The sequence below is a fragment of the Streptomyces sp. NRRL S-1813 genome, assembly GCF_000719605.1.
In the GTDB taxonomy this organism is placed as follows: domain Bacteria; phylum Actinomycetota; class Actinomycetes; order Streptomycetales; family Streptomycetaceae; genus Streptomyces; species Streptomyces decoyicus.
This window is the reverse complement of sequence record NZ_JOHB01000036.1, coordinates 53,764-69,785: the sequence shown is the minus strand read 5'-3', so window position 1 is coordinate 69,785 and position 16,022 is coordinate 53,764. Positions and strand designations below refer to the sequence as shown.

The following is a 16,022-nucleotide window of genomic DNA, read 5'->3' as shown; positions in this document are numbered from 1 at the left end:
CGCCCCGATCCGCTCCACAAGCCCCCGCCCCCCTCCGCGCACCCCCTCCACCACGGAGAGACGGCCGTCCCCATTACTACGCTTCGGACAAACGCCACGGCGCCGCCGCACCCCTACCGTGGGTCCAGAGTCAAAACCGCAGAGCCGCTCCCTGAGCCATGCGCATCACCCACCACTTCTGAAGGGCCGGGTTCCACTGTGCCGATCCCCACTGATGCAGCCCCCACCGCCTTTTGGCTCGCCGGCCGTCAGGCCACCGGCGAGGCCACCTTCGATGTCACCTCTCCCTGGGACGGACGCCTCGTCGGCACGGTGAGCGTCCCCACCGAGGCGCAGGTCGAGGAGGCCCTCGCCGCCTCCGTCGCGGTCCAGGACGAACTCGCCGCCACCCCCGCGCATGTGCGGGCCGCCGCGCTGGACCATGTGCACCGCCGGCTGGTGGAGCGTACGGAGGAGATCGCCCGGCTGATCTCCGCGGAGAACGGCAAGCCCATGAAGTGGGCCCGCGGCGAGGTCGGCCGGGCCGTCTCCGTGTTCCGTTTCGCCGCCGAGGAGGCCCGCCGCTTCAACGGCGGCGAGGCGCAGCGCCTGGACACCGACGCGGGCGGCGCCGGCCGGCTCGCGCTGACCCGTCGCTTCCCGCGCGGCACGGTCCTGGGCATCGCCCCGTTCAACTTCCCGCTGAACCTCTGCGCCCACAAGATCGCCCCGGCCATCGCGGCCGGTGCCCCGATCATCCTCAAGCCGGCCCCGGCCACCCCGCTCTCCGGTCTGATCCTCGGCGAGCTGCTGGCCGAGACCGAGCTGCCGGCCGGTTCCTGGTCGATCCTCCCGGTGCCCAACGACCGGATGCCGGCGCTGGTGCAGGACGAGCGGCTGCCGGTCGTCTCCTTCACCGGCTCCGAGAAGGTCGGTTACGCGATCCTGGACTCGGTGCCGCGCAAGCACTGCACCCTGGAGCTCGGCGGCAACGGCGCGGCCGTCGTCCTGCCGGACTTCTCGTCCGAGGCGGACCTGGACTGGGCGGCGCAGCGCATCGCCACCTTCTCCAACTACCAGGGCGGCCAGTCCTGCATCTCGGTGCAGCGGGTGATCGCCGACGCCTCCGTCTACGACCGTCTGGTGCCCAAGATCGTGGCGGCCGTCGAGGCGCAGGTCACCGGTGACCCGTCGGACGACGCGACCGAGGTCGGCCCGCTGGTGAACGAGGACGCCGCCAAGCGCGTCGAGAGCTGGGTCGACGAGGCCGTGGAGCGCGGCGCGAAGCTGCTCGCGGGCGGCAAGCGCGACGGCGCCTCCTACGCGCCGACCGTCCTGGAGGACGTGCCCGCCGACGCCACTCTCGCCTGCGAAGAGGTCTTCGGCCCGGTGCTCACCCTCAGGAAGGTCGACGGGGAGGCCGAGGCGTTCGCGGCCGTCAACGACTCGAAGTTCGGCCTCCAGGCGGGCGTGTTCACGCACGACGTCCAGACCGCCTTCCGCGCCCACCGTGCGCTGGAGGTCGGCGGCGTGATCGTCGGCGATGTGCCGTCCTACCGTGCCGACCAGATGCCGTACGGCGGCGTCAAGCAGTCCGGTGTGGGCCGCGAGGGCGTGCGGTTCGCGATGGACGACTACACCTATGAGCGGGTGCTGGTCCTCACGGGCCTGGCGTTGTAACCTCCGCCCGACCCGGTCCGGACCGGTGGACAGCGACGGCCATCCCTTGGGCCGTATCACCAACCGGACCCCGGCCGGCGCACCCCCCGGCGCCGGCCTCGACGCGGCGCGCTCCGGCACCCTGTTTCCGGAGCGCGCCGCGTCCCCCTTTTTTGCTCCGGCATCACCTCTCCCGTCATGCCGGATCTTGACGGTATGCGGCCAAAGCCCCTCCCTTCCTCCTGTTTGAGGGGGAGTCGCGGCGGTCCCCCGGGGGAGGAGCGGGGGCCGTGCGTACAACCAGCGCGGTATGCCGCACCCCCCGAACGGCGGAGGGCGGCGAGCGGCCCCGGACCGATGCCGGGGGGTATGTCCCGCTTGGCGGGGAGTGGCCTGCCGCGCGGCCATCTCCCGCCGCCTCCCGTGGTGCAACCCGCGCGGATCGGGTAACTCTCACAAGTAGCGCTGTCCAGCGGCCGACCGGCCCGCCGGCGCAGAACTCCCGATCCCGCGGCGAGGTGAGCTCCTGATGACCGCTCCATCCATCCGCAACGTTTCCGAGCGCGAAGCACGCCAGGTCGCCGAGGCGGCCCGCGAGCAGGACTGGCGCAAGCCCAGCTTCGCCAAGGAACTGTTCCTGGGGCGTTTCCGGCTCGACCTCATCCATCCGCACCCGACCCCCGCGGTCGACGACGTGCGCCGTGGCGAGAAGTTCCTCGCCACGCTGCGCGCCTTCTGCGAGACGGAGATCGACGGCGCCCGGATCGAGCGCGAGGGGCAGATCCCGGACGAGACCGTGAACGGGCTCAAGGAGCTCGGCGCGTTCGGCATGAAGATCGACCCGAAGTACGGCGGCCTGGGCCTGACCCAGGTCTACTACAACCGCGCCCTGGCCCTGGTCGGCACCGCCAGCCCCGCCATCGGCGCGCTGCTCTCCGCACACCAGTCGATCGGCGTGCCGCAGCCCCTGAAGCTGTTCGGTACCAAGGAGCAGAAGGAGACGTTCCTGCCGCGCTGTGCCCGTACGGACATCTCGGCGTTCCTGCTGACCGAACCCGATGTCGGCTCGGACCCGGCCCGGCTGGCGACCCTGGCGGTCCCGGACGGCACGGACTACGTCCTCGACGGGGTCAAGTTGTGGACCACCAACGGTGTGGTCGCCGACCTGTTGGTGGTGATGGCGCGAGTGCCCGCCTCCGAGGGGCACAAGGGCGGCATCACGGCCTTCGTCGTCGAGGCCGACTCCCCGGGCATCACGGTCGAGAACCGCAACGCCTTCATGGGTCTGCGCGGCCTGGAGAACGGGGTGACCCGCTTCCACCAGGTACGGGTCCCCGCCGCCAACCGCATCGGGCCCGAGGGCGCCGGCCTGAAGATCGCCCTGACCACCCTCAACACCGGCCGGCTCTCGCTGCCCGCGATGTGCGTCGGTTCCGGCAAGTGGTGCCTGAAGATCGCCCGCGAGTGGGCCGGGGCCCGCGAGCAGTGGGGCCGGCCGGTCGCCAAGCACGAGGCCGTCGGCGCCAAGATCTCCTTCATCGCCGCCACCACCTTCGCCCTCGAAGCGGTCGTCGACCTCTCCTCCCAGATGGCCGACGAGAACCGCAACGACATCCGCATCGAGGCCGCCCTCGCCAAGCTCTACGGCTCCGAGATGGGCTGGCTGATGGCCGACGAGCTCGTCCAGATCCGCGGCGGCCGCGGCTTCGAGACCGCCGACTCGCTCGCCGCCCGCGGCGAACGCGCCGTCCCCGCCGAGCAGATGCTGCGCGATATGCGCATCAACCGGATCTTCGAGGGCTCGACGGAGATCATGCATCTGCTGATCGCCCGCGAGGCGGTGGACGCCCATCTGTCGGTCGCCGGCGACCTCATCGACCCGGACAAGACCCTCGCCGACAAGGGCCGGGCCGCGGCCAAGGCCGGCGGCTTCTACGCCCGCTGGCTGCCCAAGCTCGTCGCCGGGCCGGGCCAACTCCCGCGTACGTACCAGGAGTTCGGCCAGCTCGCCGGCCATCTGCGGTATGTCGAACGGGCCTCCCGCAAGCTTGCCCGCTCCACCTTCTACGCGATGTCCCGCTGGCAGGGCCGGATGGAGACCAAGCAGGGCTTCCTCGGCCGGATCGTGGACATCGGCGCCGAGCTCTTCGCGATGAGCGCCGCCTGTGTACGGGCCGAGTACCTGAACGAGACCGGGGAGCACGGCCGGGAGGCACAGCAGCTGGCCGAGGCGTTCTGCCGGCAGGCGCGGATCCGCGTCGAGGAGCTGTTCGGCCGGCTGTGGACCAACACCGACGAGCTCGACCGCAAGGTCGTCCACGGGGTCCTCGACGGCAGCTACACCTGGCTGGAGGAAGGCATGATCGACCCCAGCGGCGACGGCCCCTGGATCGCCGACGCCACCCCGGGCCCGAGCCGGACGGACAACGTCCGGCGGCCCATCCGCTGAGCGGCCCGCACCGCACACCCCTGGGCCGGTCCGGGAGCTTCGGGCCGGCCTTGGGGCGTGCCGTGCACAGCGGGCGGGGCCCGATGATCCGTAAGACACGCCCTTGGTGTCCACGGCCCCTGGGCGACCGGCCACAATGGACCACATGACGGACTCCCTCGCCCACCCGCATACGCGTTTCGAGCCGGCCTCCGGCGACCCTGACGGCCCGCGCGGCCCCCGTTCCCTCGTGGTGCTCGGCTCGACCGGCTCGATCGGCACCCAGGCGATCGACATCGTGCTGCGCAATCCCGACCGCTTCCGGGTGACCGCGCTCTCCGCGGCCGGCGGCCGGGTCGAGCTGCTCGCCGATCAGGCGCACCAGCTGCGGGTGGCCGCCGTCGCCGTGGCGCGCGAGGACGCGGTGCCCGCGCTGCGTACGGCACTGGCCGACCGCTACGGCGCGGGCGAGCCGCTGCCCGAGATCCTGGCCGGCCCCGACGCGGCCACCGAGCTGGCCGCCTCCCCCTGCCACACCGTCCTCAACGGCATCACCGGCTCCATCGGCCTCGCCCCGACCCTGGCCGCCCTGAAGGCGGGCCGGGTGCTGGCCCTCGCCAACAAGGAGTCGCTGATCGTCGGCGGCCCGCTGGTCAAGGCCCTCGCCGAGCCCGGCCAGATCATCCCCGTCGACTCCGAGCACTCCGCGCTCTTCCAGGCGCTGGCCGGCGGCGAGCGCGCCGAGGTCCGCAAGCTCGTCGTCACCGCTTCCGGCGGTCCGTTCCGCGGCCGTACGAAGAAGGAGCTGGCCGGGGTCACGCCCGAGCAGGCGCTGGCCCACCCCACCTGGTCGATGGGCCCGGTCGTCACCATCAACTCGGCGACCCTCGTCAACAAGGGCCTGGAGGTCATCGAGGCGCATCTGCTCTTCGACGTGCCCTTCGACCGCATCGAGGTCGTCGTCCACCCGCAGTCCTACATCCACTCGATGGTGGAGTTCACCGACGGCTCCACGCTCGCCCAGGCCAGCCCGCCCGACATGCGGATGCCGATCGCGCTGGGCATCGGCTGGCCCGAGCGGGTCCCGGACGCCGCACCGGGCGTGGACTGGACGAAGGCGCAGACCTGGGAGTTCTTCCCGCTGGACGAGGAGGCCTTCCCGTCCGTCCCGCTGGCCCGCCACGTCGGTGATCTGGGCGGCACCGCCCCCGCCGTCTTCAACGCGGCGAACGAGGAATGCGTGGACGCGTTCCTCAAGGGCGGGCTGCCCTTCACAGGGATTGTGGATACCGTCGCCGCAGTGGTCGCCGAACACGGAACGCCCGCCGGGGGAACTTCCCTGAGTGTCGCGGACGTCCTCGAGGCGGAGACCTGGGCGCGCGCCCGCGCCCGCGAACTGGCCGCCCGTGCGGCACGGACACCTTCGGAGGCTCGCGCATGACGACCTGGATGACCATCCTCGGCATAGTCGTCTTCGTCGTCGGCCTGCTGTTCTCCATTGCCTGGCACGAGCTCGGCCATCTCTCCACGGCCAAGCTGTTCGGTATCCGCGTGCCGCAGTACATGGTGGGCTTCGGGCCGACGATCTTCTCCCGTAAGAAGGGCGACACCGAGTACGGCATCAAGGCCGTCCCGCTCGGCGGCTACATCCGCATGATCGGGATGTTCCCGCCCGGCGACGACGGAAAGCTCCAGGCCCGCTCCACGTCGCCGTTCCGCGGCATGATCGAGGACGCCCGCTCGGCGGCCTTCGAGGAGCTCCAGCCCGGCGACGAGAAGCGGCTCTTCTACACCCGTAAGCCCTGGAAGCGCGTCATCGTGATGTTCGCCGGGCCGTTCATGAATCTGATCCTGGCGGTTGTGATCTTCATGAGCGTGCTGATGGGCTTCGGCATCAACACCCAGACCACCCAGGTCGGCTCCGTCTCGGAGTGCGTCATCTCGGCCGCCGCCAAGACCGACAAGTGCCCGCGCGGCGCCAAGGACTCCCCGGCCGAGGCCGCGGGCCTCCGGGCCGGCGACAAGATCGTCTCGTTCAACGGCCACGCCGTGCCGGACTGGGGAGCCCTCCAGCAGCAGATCCGCGACACCACCGGACCCGCGACGCTCGTCGTGGAGCGGCACGGCGCGCGCCGGACCCTGCACGCCGACCTCATCGAGAACAAGGTCGCCAAGACCGACGGCCACGGCGGCTATGTCCCCGGACAGTTCGTCACCGCCGGATTCCTCGGCTTCACACCGGCCAGCGGCGTCGTCCAGCAGTCCTTCGGCCAGTCCGTCGACCGCATGGGCAACATGGTCGAGCAGGGGGTCTCCTCGCTGATAAACCTGCCCGCCAAGGTCCCGGACCTGTGGGACGCGGCCTTCAACGGCGGAGAGCGCAAGCAGGACTCCCCGATGGGCGTGGTCGGCGCGGCCCGGGTCGGCGGCGAGGTCTTCTCCCTGAACATCCCGCCGGAGCAGCGGGTGGCGACCATGCTCTTCCTGGTCGCCGGCTTCAACCTCTCGCTGTTCCTGTTCAACATGCTGCCGCTGCTGCCGCTGGACGGCGGGCACATCGCCGGCGCCGTGTGGGAGTCGGTCCGACGGGCCTTCGCCAAGATCGTCCGGCGTCCCGACCCCGGTCCCTTCGACGTCGCCAAGCTGATGCCGGTGGCCTACGTCGTCGCCGGGATCTTCATCTGCTTCACGCTGCTGGTGCTCGTCGCCGACGTGGTGAATCCGGTGAAGCTGACCTAGAAAGCACGTTTGGCGGCGGCCGGACACCTCCGTGGCGTTTGGAGGCGTCCGGCCGTCTCCTTTCGTGGCGCCACAGGGGAGCGATGTGCTTGCCGCGACCCCCGTGACGTAATCTCGAAGACCGGAGCCCGCCGATGCGGGGCCTAGATCCACACCTTGGGGTTGCTCGCCAGATGACTGCCATTTCACTGGGAATGCCGGACGTACCGACCAAGCTTGCCGACCGCCGGGTCAGCCGCAAGATCCAGGTCGGCACGGTCGCCGTGGGCGGAGACGCACCGGTCTCGGTGCAGTCGATGACGACCACGCGGACGTCCGACATCGGCGCCACGCTTCAGCAGATCGCCGAGCTGACGGCCTCCGGCTGCCAGATCGTCCGGGTCGCCTGCCCGACGCAGGACGACGCCGACGCGCTGCCCGTGATCGCCCGCAAGTCTCAGATTCCGGTCATTGCGGACATCCATTTCCAGCCGAAGTACGTCTTCGCCGCGATCGACGCCGGCTGCGCCGCGGTCCGGGTCAACCCCGGCAACATCAAGCAGTTCGACGACAAGGTCAAGGAGATCGCCAAGGCGGCCTCCGACGCCGGCACCCCGATCCGGATCGGCGTCAACGCCGGCTCCCTGGACCGCCGCCTGCTCCAGAAGTACGGCAAGGCGACCCCCGAGGCGCTCGTCGAGTCCGCGCTGTGGGAGGCGTCCCTCTTCGAGGAGCACGGCTTCCGCGACATCAAGATCTCGGTCAAGCACAACGACCCGGTCGTGATGGTCAACGCCTACCGCCAGCTCGCCGCCCAGTCGGACTACCCCCTCCACCTCGGCGTCACGGAGGCCGGCCCTGCCTTCCAGGGCACCATCAAGTCCGCCGTCGCCTTCGGCGCACTGCTCAGCGAGGGCATCGGCGACACCATCCGCGTCTCGCTGTCCGCGCCGCCCGCCGAAGAGATCAAGGTCGGCATCTCCATCCTGGAGTCGCTCAACCTCCGCCAGCGCCGGCTGGAGATCGTCTCCTGCCCGTCCTGCGGCCGCGCCCAGGTCGACGTCTACAAGCTCGCCGAGGAGGTCACCGCGGGCCTGGACGGCATGGAGGTGCCGCTCCGCGTCGCCGTCATGGGCTGCGTCGTCAATGGCCCCGGCGAGGCCCGCGAGGCCGATCTCGGCGTCGCCTCCGGCAACGGCAAGGGCCAGATCTTCGTCAAGGGCGAGGTCATCAAGACCGTCCCCGAGTCGAAGATCGTCGAGACCCTCATCGAAGAGGCCTTGAAGATCGCCGAGCAGATGGAGAAGGACGGCATCGCCTCCGGCGAGCCGACCGTGGCCGTCGCCGGCTGACCCGGCGCCGCCCGCAGCTCCTGAGCCCCGCCGCCCGCCCCGGGCCGCGGGGCTCACCCCTGGCCGGGACGATCCGGCCCTCGGCGGCAGGGTGCTCCCCGCAGGCGCGAGGTAAAGTGCCAAGACCTGCTCCCGCCTGGCCTCCCAGGCCCGTAACGGTGAGGCTTTCCGACACGTGCTGACGACCACCACCATCAAGGTCCTCGAGCCCGGGGACCTCGACGATGCGCTCGCGGTCCTGGACCGCGACCCGGTCGCCAACGCCTTTGTCGCCGCCCGCGTACAGGTCGCCGGCCTCGACCCCTGGCGGCTGGGCGGCGAGATGTGGGGCTGGTACGTCAGGGGCCGTCTGGAGGCGCTCTGCTACGCCGGAGCCAACCTCGTCCCCGTCTGCGCCACCCCCGAAGCGGTCCGTGGCTTCGCCGAACGCGCCCGCCGCCAGGGCCGCCGCTGCTCCTCCATCGTCGGCCCCGAGGAGCCCACCGCCGAGCTGTGGTCGCTCCTGGAGCCTTACTGGGGACCGGCCCGCGAGGTCCGCGCCCATCAGCCCCTGATGGTCACCACCGCACCGTCCGCCGAGATCGCCCCCGACCCGTACGTCCGGCGGATCCGCAAGAACGAGATGGACCTGATCATGCCCGCGTGCGTGGCCATGTTCACCGAAGAGGTCGGCATCTCCCCGATGGCGGGCGACGGCGGGCTCCTCTACCAGGCCCGGGTCGCCGAACTCGTCGGCTCCGGCCGCTCCTTCGCCCGTATCGAGAACGGCAAGGTCATCTTCAAGGCCGAGATCGGCGCCGCCACCCAGCGGGCCTGCCAGATCCAGGGCGTCTGGGTCGACCCCGCCTATCGCGGCAAGGGCCTGTCGGAGACCGGTATGGCCGCCGTGCTGCGCTACGCCCTCAGCGACGTCGCCCCCGTGGTCAGCCTCTACGTCAACGACTTCAACACCGCCGCCCGCGCCTCCTACCGGCGCGTGGGCTTCGAGGAAGTCGGCGCCTTCATGAGCGTACTTTTCTGACCCGCCGCCTTGTACGCTCCGAGCATGGATGACGTCGCGGTCGGCCCCCTTGATCTCGCTGCCCGCGTGGACGACGCGCTGGCCGTCCAAGCGCTTGCGTTCGGCCTGAGCGACGAGGAGATCGCCGTCCGCCGGCACATCGTGCTGCGCCATTTCGCCTGCACCGGTGCCCGCGCCCTCGGCGCCACCACCCCCGCGGGCCGGCTGGTCGGCTTCGTCTACGGCATGCCCAACGACCGCGCCCACTGGTGGTCCACCGTCGTCGAGCCCTACCTCCGAGGCGAGGGCCTCGACCACTGGCTCGACGGCTCCTTCACCATCACCGAGCTGCACGTCCACCCCGCCTACCAGCACCGAGGCATCGGCCGGACACTGATCACCCGCATCACGGACGAGGCCGGCGAACTCCGCTCCATCCTCTCCGCCATCGACACCGAAAGCCCCGCCCGCCGCCTGTACCGCTCCCTGGGCTACCAGGACATCGCCCGCCGCGTCCTCTTCCCCAGCGCCCCCACCCCGTACGCGGTGATGGGCGCCCCGCTCCCTCTCAAGCGCTGAGCCCCTCTTTTTCTTTTCCACCACCCACAGCCCCGCGCAGCGGCCCCGCCCGCCGCAGGCGCAACGGCGAGACACCACCACGGCGGGAAAGCCAAAAACGTGGACCGAGGCAAAGCGCAGCGGATACGCATTTCCTTGCGCCACACCCCTACAGCTAACCTCCAGGGAGTCACCTTTCTTACGCAGGAGAAACTCCCATGGCCCACGCCGCACAGGTCCAGCGCATGTCCCGCTTGATGATCAAGACACTGCGCGACGACCCGGCCGACGCCGAGACCGCCAGCCACAAGCTGCTCGTCCGCGCCGGGTACGTCCGCCGCTCCTCCGCCGGCATCTGGACGTGGCTGCCGCTGGGCAAGAAGGTCCTGGAGAACGTCTCCCGCATCGTCCGCGAGGAGATGGACGCCATCGGCGGCCAGGAGGTCCTGCTGCCGGCTCTGCTGCCCAAGGAGCCCTACGAGGCCAGCGGCCGCTGGGAGGAGTACGGCGACCTGCTCTTCCGTCTCAAGGACCGCAAGGGCGCCGACTACCTCCTCGGCCCCACGCACGAAGAGATCTTCACCCTCACGGTCAAGGACCAGTGCACGTCCTACAAGGACCTGCCGGTGATCCTCTACCAGATCCAGACCAAGTACCGCGACGAGGCCCGCCCCCGCTCCGGTGTGCTGCGCGGCCGCGAGTTCCAGATGAAGGACTCGTACAGCTTCGACACCACCGACGAGGGCCTGGAGCAGTCCTACGCCCTGCACCGCCAGGCCTACCAGAAGATCTTCGAGCGCCTGGGCCTCGACTACCGCATCGTCTCCGCCGTCTCCGGCGCGATGGGCGGCTCCGCCTCCGAGGAGTTCCTGGCCCCCGCCGCGGCCGGCGAGGACACCTTCGTCGACTGCCCGGCCTGCGACTACGCCGCCAACACCGAGGCGGTCACGGTCAAGGTCGAGCCGGCCGACGGCTCCGTGCACGGCCCCGTCGAGGAGCTGGACACCCCCGACACCCCGACCATCGAGACCCTCGCCGAGCACCTCGGCGTACCGGCCTCCGCGACTCTGAAGAACCTCCTGGTCAAGGTCGACGGCGAGATCGTCGCGGTCGGCGTCCCCGGTGACCGCGAGGTCGACCTCGGCAAGCTCGGTGAGCACCTCGCGCCGGCCACCGTCGAGCTGGTCACGGCCGAGGACTTCACCGGCCGCCCCGAACTGGTCCGCGGCTACGTCGGCCCGCAGGGCCTGGCCGGCAAGGCGTTCCGCTACATCGCCGACCCGCGCATCGCCCCCGGCACCTCCTGGATCACCGGCGCCAACAAGGACGGCAAGCACGCAAAGAACGTCGTCGTCGGCCGGGACTTCGAGGTCGACGACTACCTCGACGTGGTCGTCGTCGAGCCCGGCGACCCCTGCCCCAGCTGCGGCACCGGCCTGAAGATCGACCGCGCCATCGAGATCGGCCACATCTTCCAGCTCGGCCGCAAGTACGCGGACGCCTTCGGGCTCGATGTGCTCGGCCAGAACGGCAAGCCCGCCCGGGTCACCATGGGCTCGTACGGCATCGGCGTCTCCCGCGCGGTGGCCGCCCTCGCCGAGCAGACCCACGACGGGTCCGGCCTGTGCTGGCCCGGTGAGGTCGCCCCGGCCGATGTGCATGTCGTCGCCGCCGGCAAGGCCAAGCAGACCGAGCTCGCCCTGGAGGTCGGCGAACAGCTCGGCGCCGCGGGCCTGCGGGTCCTCGTCGACGACCGGGCCGGTGTCTCGCCCGGTGTGAAGTTCACCGACGCCGAGCTGCTCGGCGTTCCGACCATCGTGGTCGCCGGACGCCGCGCCGCCGAGGGCGTCGTCGAGGTCAAGGACCGCCGCACCGGCGAGCGCGAGGAGCTGACGGTCGAGGAGGCCGTCGCCCGCCTCAGCGCCTGACCGCCGCACGCGAACGGGCCGGCCGCCGGGGTGCACACCCCGGCGGCCGGCCCGTTCGCGCGCCGCTACAGCCAGGCCGCGAACTCCAGCAGCAGCTCGCCGCGCTGCCGCTCGCCCACCGCCACCTCCCGCACGCCGGTGTCAACCGCCCGGTAGAGCGTCCAGTCGCGCAGCCGGTCCCGGTCCACTTCCAGGGAATCGGCCAGCTTGGCCACCCGGCGGCGGGCCGCGGCGGCCGCGCCCGACCCGGCCATCAGATCCTCGAACCGGTCCAGCACCAGCGCCGCCAGGTCGTACGCCCGCTCGCCGACCACCGGCGACGGGCCGACCGCCAGCCAGGGCGACCGCTCACCGGCCAGCACCTTGCCCTGCCGGAACGTGCCGTGCAGCAGAAACTGCTCGTCGGACCCCTCCGCCAGGGCGCGCCGCAGCTCCAGCGCCTGGTCCACCAGCGGCCCGGCCGCCGGGGCCAGTGCCCCGGCCGTCCGCAGTGCCTCCACGGCCTCCTCGGTACGCCCGGCCAGCGTCTCGAAGGCATGCCCGGGGCCCGGCGCCACCCACAGCCGCCGCACCGTACCGGCCGCCTCCAGCAACGCCTTGGCCTCCGGCAGCGACCGCAGCGACACCGCGCCCTGCAGCCGCTCCAGCAGCAGCGCACCGCTCGTGTCGTCGGCCCGCAGCAGCCGCACCGCACCCCAGCCGTCCCATGCCTCCAGCGCCGCCCCTTCGTGCGCGGACACCCGCCCGGGCACCGGGAACTTGAGCGCCGCCGGCGTCCCGTCCTGCTGCCGTACGAGGGCGAGCAGACTGCTGCGGCCACCGGGGGCGTGCACCCGTTCCAGCGTCAGATCCCAGGCGTCCAGCCGCTGCTGAACCAGCGTCGGCAGCGTGTCGAGCCACTTGCGCACGGGACTTTCCGGATCGCCGCTCAGCGAACTCACCAACCGCTGCGGCGGTTCGATGGGTGCCGTTGCCATGCTTGAGCTGTCCCCTTCCTGGGGCCGTGACCGCACCGCGGCCGGTCGTTCAGAGCGCGCCGGCGGAGGCGCTCGCGGCGCCGGTCGGGGCGGCGGCCGCGGCCCGCTCCACGAGCCCAGGGAAGGCTACGCCGCTGCCGCGCCAGCGCACCGCCCGCACCGCCGCCTCGCGCAGCGCGGCCGCTGCCTCCGTGCGCCGGGCCCTGCCGCCGGCCCGTACGAGGTCCGCGTAGACGGCGGCCAGCCGGTCCTCCAGCTCCGCCGCCAGCCGGGCCGCGGCGGCCGCGTCGGGGACCGGGAAGGGCAGTTCGTAGGCGGCGGCCGCGGCCCGCGGCGTACCGCCCAGGTCGCGCACCTCGCGGCGCAGCGCATCCCGGCGCGCACGATGCCCGTCGTACGCCGCCTGGGCCTCCTTGCGCCGGTCGTCGGCGATCCGGCCGCCGACCACGCCGTAGCCGTAGACCGCCGCATGCTCGGCGGCCAGCGCCGCCTGCACGGCCGTCAGCTCGTCGTGCCCGCTGTCCTCGTCCTCGCCCTCGTCCTCGCGCCTGTTCCTGCCGTGAACTGCTGTGGCCCTCATGCACATGCCCCTTCGCCGGTCCTTGCCCGCTGCTGTGCTGCCGTGCCCGTCATCCGGCCGGCTCCGCCAGCAGATACGCATGCGCCGCTCCGGCCGCCGCGACCGAGGCGAGCAGCCGGGCCAACTGCGGGGGCGCGGCGGTCAGTGCCTTGGTGCGGACGTCGGCGAGCTTGCGCTCCGCCTCGGCGAGGGCCGCGCGTGCGCCCTTCTCGTCCTGGGGAACCTGGGGGTCGGACGGGCGCCGGGAGCCGTGCGGCGACGCACCGGACGCGGGCACACCGGCGTCGCGCGCCGGGCCGTCGGAGGCGCCGCCGCCGGGCGAGGGGGCGGCCCCTTCGTCGGTGAACGCCTCGGCGTGCCGGGCGACTTCGGAGCGCAGCGGGCGCAGCCGCGACTCCAGCGCCGGATGCGCGGCCAGCGTCGCGTCATAGCGCGCCAGCAGGGTCGTACTGTCGCGGGCGGAGCGCTCGCGCAGCCGGTCGGCGGCGGAGGAGTGTTCGGCCCGTTCGGGGCCGGGCTCCTCGGAGCAGCCCGTGAGCAGCGCCACGCCCCCGAGGGCGGCGCCGGCCAGCAGGGTCCTTCTGCGCGTGAGCGCCACTTTCGGCACGTTGCACTTCCCGGGGTCTTTCGTAGTGATCACCGCAGGCGAGAGTATCCGTGACCACCCACCGAATCGTCAGTACCCCGCCGGAACCGATAGGCTTTGACCCGACACGCGACCCACCCACAACAGCACACGCGGCCGAGGAGTCACCCGGATGAGCACCACCCAGAGCGAGAGGCTGCGCGGATTGCTTGAACCGCTCGTCGCCGCGCGAGACCTGGATCTGGAAGAGATCGAGGTGACACCGGCAGGCAAGCGGCGGGTGCTGAGGATCGTGGTCGATTCCGACGAGGGCGTCCAGCTGGACGAGTGCGCCGAGCTGAGCCGTGAGGCCTCCCAGGTCCTGGACGACTCCGATGCGATGGGCGGCGCCCCGTACACCCTTGAGGTGACCTCCCCCGGCGCCGACCGGCCGCTGACCGAGCTGCGGCACTACCGCCGCGCCGTCGGCCGCCTCATCAAGGCCCAACTCCATGAGGGCGGGGAGCTGGTGGCGCGGATCATCGCACTCGACGACGCAGGGCTGGACCTCGAGGTACCGGGCGTCAAGGGCCGTAAGCCGACCGCCCGCCGCCTCTCCTTCGACGAGATCGCCAAGGCGCGTGTCGAGCTGGAGTTCAACCGCAAGGCCGACAAGTCGGACAAGCGCGACGCGCAGCACGACGAGAAGACCGACGAGAACAAGGAGGAGGCGTAGCCGTGGATATCGACATGAGTGCCCTGCGGGGACTGGTGCGGGAGAAGGAGATCTCGTTCGACCTGCTGGTCGAGGCGATCGAGTCGGCCCTCCTCATTGCCTACCACCGCACCGAGGGCAGCCGCCGGCGGGCGCGGGTGGAGCTGGACCGCAACACCGGCCATGTGACGGTGTGGGCGAAGGAGGACCCGGAGGACTTGGAGGAGGGCGCCGAGCCCCGCGACTTCGACGACACCCCCTCCGGTTTCGGGCGGATCGCGGCGACGACCGCCAAGCAGGTCATCCTCCAGCGGCTGCGGGACGCCGAGGAGGAGATCACCTTCGGCGAGTTCGCCGGGCGTGAGGGCGATGTCATCACCGGTGTCGTCCAGCAGGGCAAGGACCCCAAGAACGTGCTGGTGGACATCGGCCCGATGGAGGCCATGCTGCCGGTGCAGGAGCAGGTCCCCGGCGAGGACTATGCGCACGGCACCCGGCTGCGCTCCTACGTCGTACGGGTGGCCAAGGGTGTCCGCGGCCCGTCCGTGACGCTGTCGCGCACCCACCCCAATCTGGTGAAGAAGCTCTTCGCCATGGAGGTCCCGGAGATCGCGGACGGCTCGGTGGAGATCTCCGCCATCGCCCGCGAGGCCGGCCACCGCACCAAGATCGCCGTACGGTCCACCCGCTCGGGCCTGAACGCCAAGGGTGCCTGCATCGGCCCGATGGGCGGCCGGGTGCGTGCCGTGATGGCCGAGCTGCACGGCGAGAAGATCGACATCGTGGACTGGTCGGACGACCCGGCCGAGCTGGTGGCGAACGCGCTGTCGCCGGCCAGGGTCAGCAAGGTCGAGGTCGTGGACCTGGCGGCGCGCTCCGCCCGGGTCACCGTCCCCGACTACCAGCTGTCACTGGCCATCGGCAAGGAAGGGCAGAACGCCCGGCTCGCCGCCCGTCTCACGGGCTGGCGGATCGACATCCGCCCGGACACCGAGCAGGTCGCACCGCAGGACTGAGACCGTACAAAACGGACAGTTGCGCCGCGGCACCGAAAAATCGGTGGTGCCGCGGCGCTCCGCCCGGAATTCTGAGCAGCCGTTCCGCCTTACCCCATCGGGGCCGGGTCGGCGCGGGGAGGTAGACTTAAGCAGTGTCTGGCCGGACGCATGCCCGCGCATGCCCTGAGCGCACCTGTCTGGGATGCCGGGAGCGAGCGGCCAAGGGCGATTTGCTGCGCATCGTGGAGATCGAGGGTGAGTGTGCCCCCGATCCTCGCGGTACGCTGCCCGGCCGGGGTGCTTACGTGCACCCGACACTGGTCTGCCTCGACCTGGCGGTTCGCCGCCGGGCGTTCAACCGGGCCTACCGGGCCCGGGGGCCGTTCGACACGACGGATCTCCGTCGGTTCATCGAGCGGAAGCCCGTCGAGCAGCCGCCGTTGCAATAACGCACAGCAGCAAGAAACGCACAGCGCACGGAAAACCGTGCGGTCAGGTACCTCGCGAGTCGGAAGTAGGTCGAGATTGCGATGAGCACTCGATGAGTACGCGATGAGTACGCCCA

Annotated in this window: 14 protein-coding genes; 11 read left to right on the top strand and 3 right to left on the bottom strand. The window is 71.4% G+C overall.

The annotated features are described in order from the left end of the window. The first annotated feature begins 198 nt into the window (after positions 1-198). From IF67_RS0133145 to IF67_RS0133110, 8 genes are all read left to right on the top strand, one after another. Positions 199-1,659, top strand: coding sequence for an aldehyde dehydrogenase family protein (locus tag IF67_RS0133145; protein ID WP_030992000.1), 1,461 nt, complete (start codon positions 199-201; stop codon positions 1,657-1,659). 508 nt (positions 1,660-2,167) lie between these two features. Continuing rightward, positions 2,168-4,087: an acyl-CoA dehydrogenase family protein gene (locus IF67_RS0133140; protein WP_030991998.1), complete on the top strand. Its 1,920-nt coding sequence runs from the start codon at positions 2,168-2,170 to the stop codon at positions 4,085-4,087. A gap of 145 nt (positions 4,088-4,232) precedes the next feature. Beyond that, complete coding sequence (gene dxr, locus IF67_RS0133135) at positions 4,233-5,507, top strand: 1-deoxy-D-xylulose-5-phosphate reductoisomerase (RefSeq protein ID WP_030991996.1); 1,275 nt, start codon at positions 4,233-4,235, stop codon at positions 5,505-5,507. Beyond that, entirely contained in the window at positions 5,504-6,805 is a 1,302-nt protein-coding gene (locus IF67_RS0133130; protein WP_030991994.1) for a M50 family metallopeptidase, read from the top strand. The genes dxr and IF67_RS0133130 overlap by 4 nt, the downstream gene beginning before the upstream one ends. A 173-nt stretch (positions 6,806-6,978) precedes the next feature. Next, a complete protein-coding gene (gene ispG, locus IF67_RS0133125) occupies positions 6,979-8,136 on the top strand; it encodes a flavodoxin-dependent (E)-4-hydroxy-3-methylbut-2-enyl-diphosphate synthase (RefSeq protein ID WP_030991992.1) in 1,158 nt (385 codons plus the stop codon). 175 nt (positions 8,137-8,311) lie between these two features. Continuing rightward, the gene (locus IF67_RS0133120; protein WP_030991991.1) at positions 8,312-9,157 is read left to right on the top strand and encodes a GNAT family N-acetyltransferase; all 846 of its coding nucleotides are present in this window, start codon (positions 8,312-8,314) and stop codon (positions 9,155-9,157) included. A 24-nt stretch (positions 9,158-9,181) separates the two neighbouring features. Next, positions 9,182-9,715 carry a GNAT family N-acetyltransferase gene (locus tag IF67_RS0133115; RefSeq protein ID WP_030991989.1) on the top strand — a complete coding sequence of 178 codons (534 nt, stop codon included), beginning with the start codon at positions 9,182-9,184 and terminating at the stop codon, positions 9,713-9,715. Between the two features lie 197 nt (positions 9,716-9,912). After that, a complete protein-coding gene (locus tag IF67_RS0133110; protein WP_030991987.1) occupies positions 9,913-11,622 on the top strand; it encodes a proline--tRNA ligase in 1,710 nt (569 codons plus the stop codon). 65 nt (positions 11,623-11,687) lie between these two features. Here IF67_RS0133110 and IF67_RS0133105 read toward each other — a convergent pair whose 3' ends face one another. The 3 genes from IF67_RS0133105 to IF67_RS0133095 are packed head-to-tail and all read right to left on the bottom strand — an operon-like array spanning position 11,688 to position 13,819. Beyond that, the gene (locus IF67_RS0133105; protein ID WP_030991985.1) at positions 11,688-12,599 is read right to left on the bottom strand and encodes an aminoglycoside phosphotransferase family protein; all 912 of its coding nucleotides are present in this window, start codon (positions 12,597-12,599) and stop codon (positions 11,688-11,690) included. 49 nt (positions 12,600-12,648) lie between these two features. Next, the gene (locus IF67_RS0133100) at positions 12,649-13,179 is read right to left on the bottom strand and encodes a ferritin-like domain-containing protein (protein WP_051818867.1); all 531 of its coding nucleotides are present in this window, start codon (positions 13,177-13,179) and stop codon (positions 12,649-12,651) included. A gap of 49 nt (positions 13,180-13,228) precedes the next feature. After that, positions 13,229-13,819, bottom strand: coding sequence for a hypothetical protein (locus IF67_RS0133095; protein WP_234341497.1), 591 nt, complete (start codon positions 13,817-13,819; stop codon positions 13,229-13,231). Between the two features lie 118 nt (positions 13,820-13,937). On the opposite strand from IF67_RS0133095, the gene rimP reads away from it, so the two are divergent. The 3 genes from rimP (at position 13,938) to IF67_RS0133080 (ending at position 15,906) form a co-directional block, all read left to right on the top strand. After that, positions 13,938-14,480, top strand: a complete 543-nt coding sequence (gene rimP, locus IF67_RS0133090) for a ribosome maturation factor RimP (RefSeq protein WP_030991980.1) — start codon at positions 13,938-13,940, stop codon at positions 14,478-14,480. A gap of 2 nt (positions 14,481-14,482) precedes the next feature. Then, positions 14,483-15,475, top strand: a complete 993-nt coding sequence (gene nusA / locus IF67_RS0133085) for a transcription termination factor NusA (RefSeq protein ID WP_030080300.1) — start codon at positions 14,483-14,485, stop codon at positions 15,473-15,475. 134 nt (positions 15,476-15,609) lie between these two features. Next, entirely contained in the window at positions 15,610-15,906 is a 297-nt protein-coding gene (locus tag IF67_RS0133080; protein WP_078889779.1) for a YlxR family protein, read from the top strand. Positions 15,907-16,022: the final 116 nt, after the last annotated feature.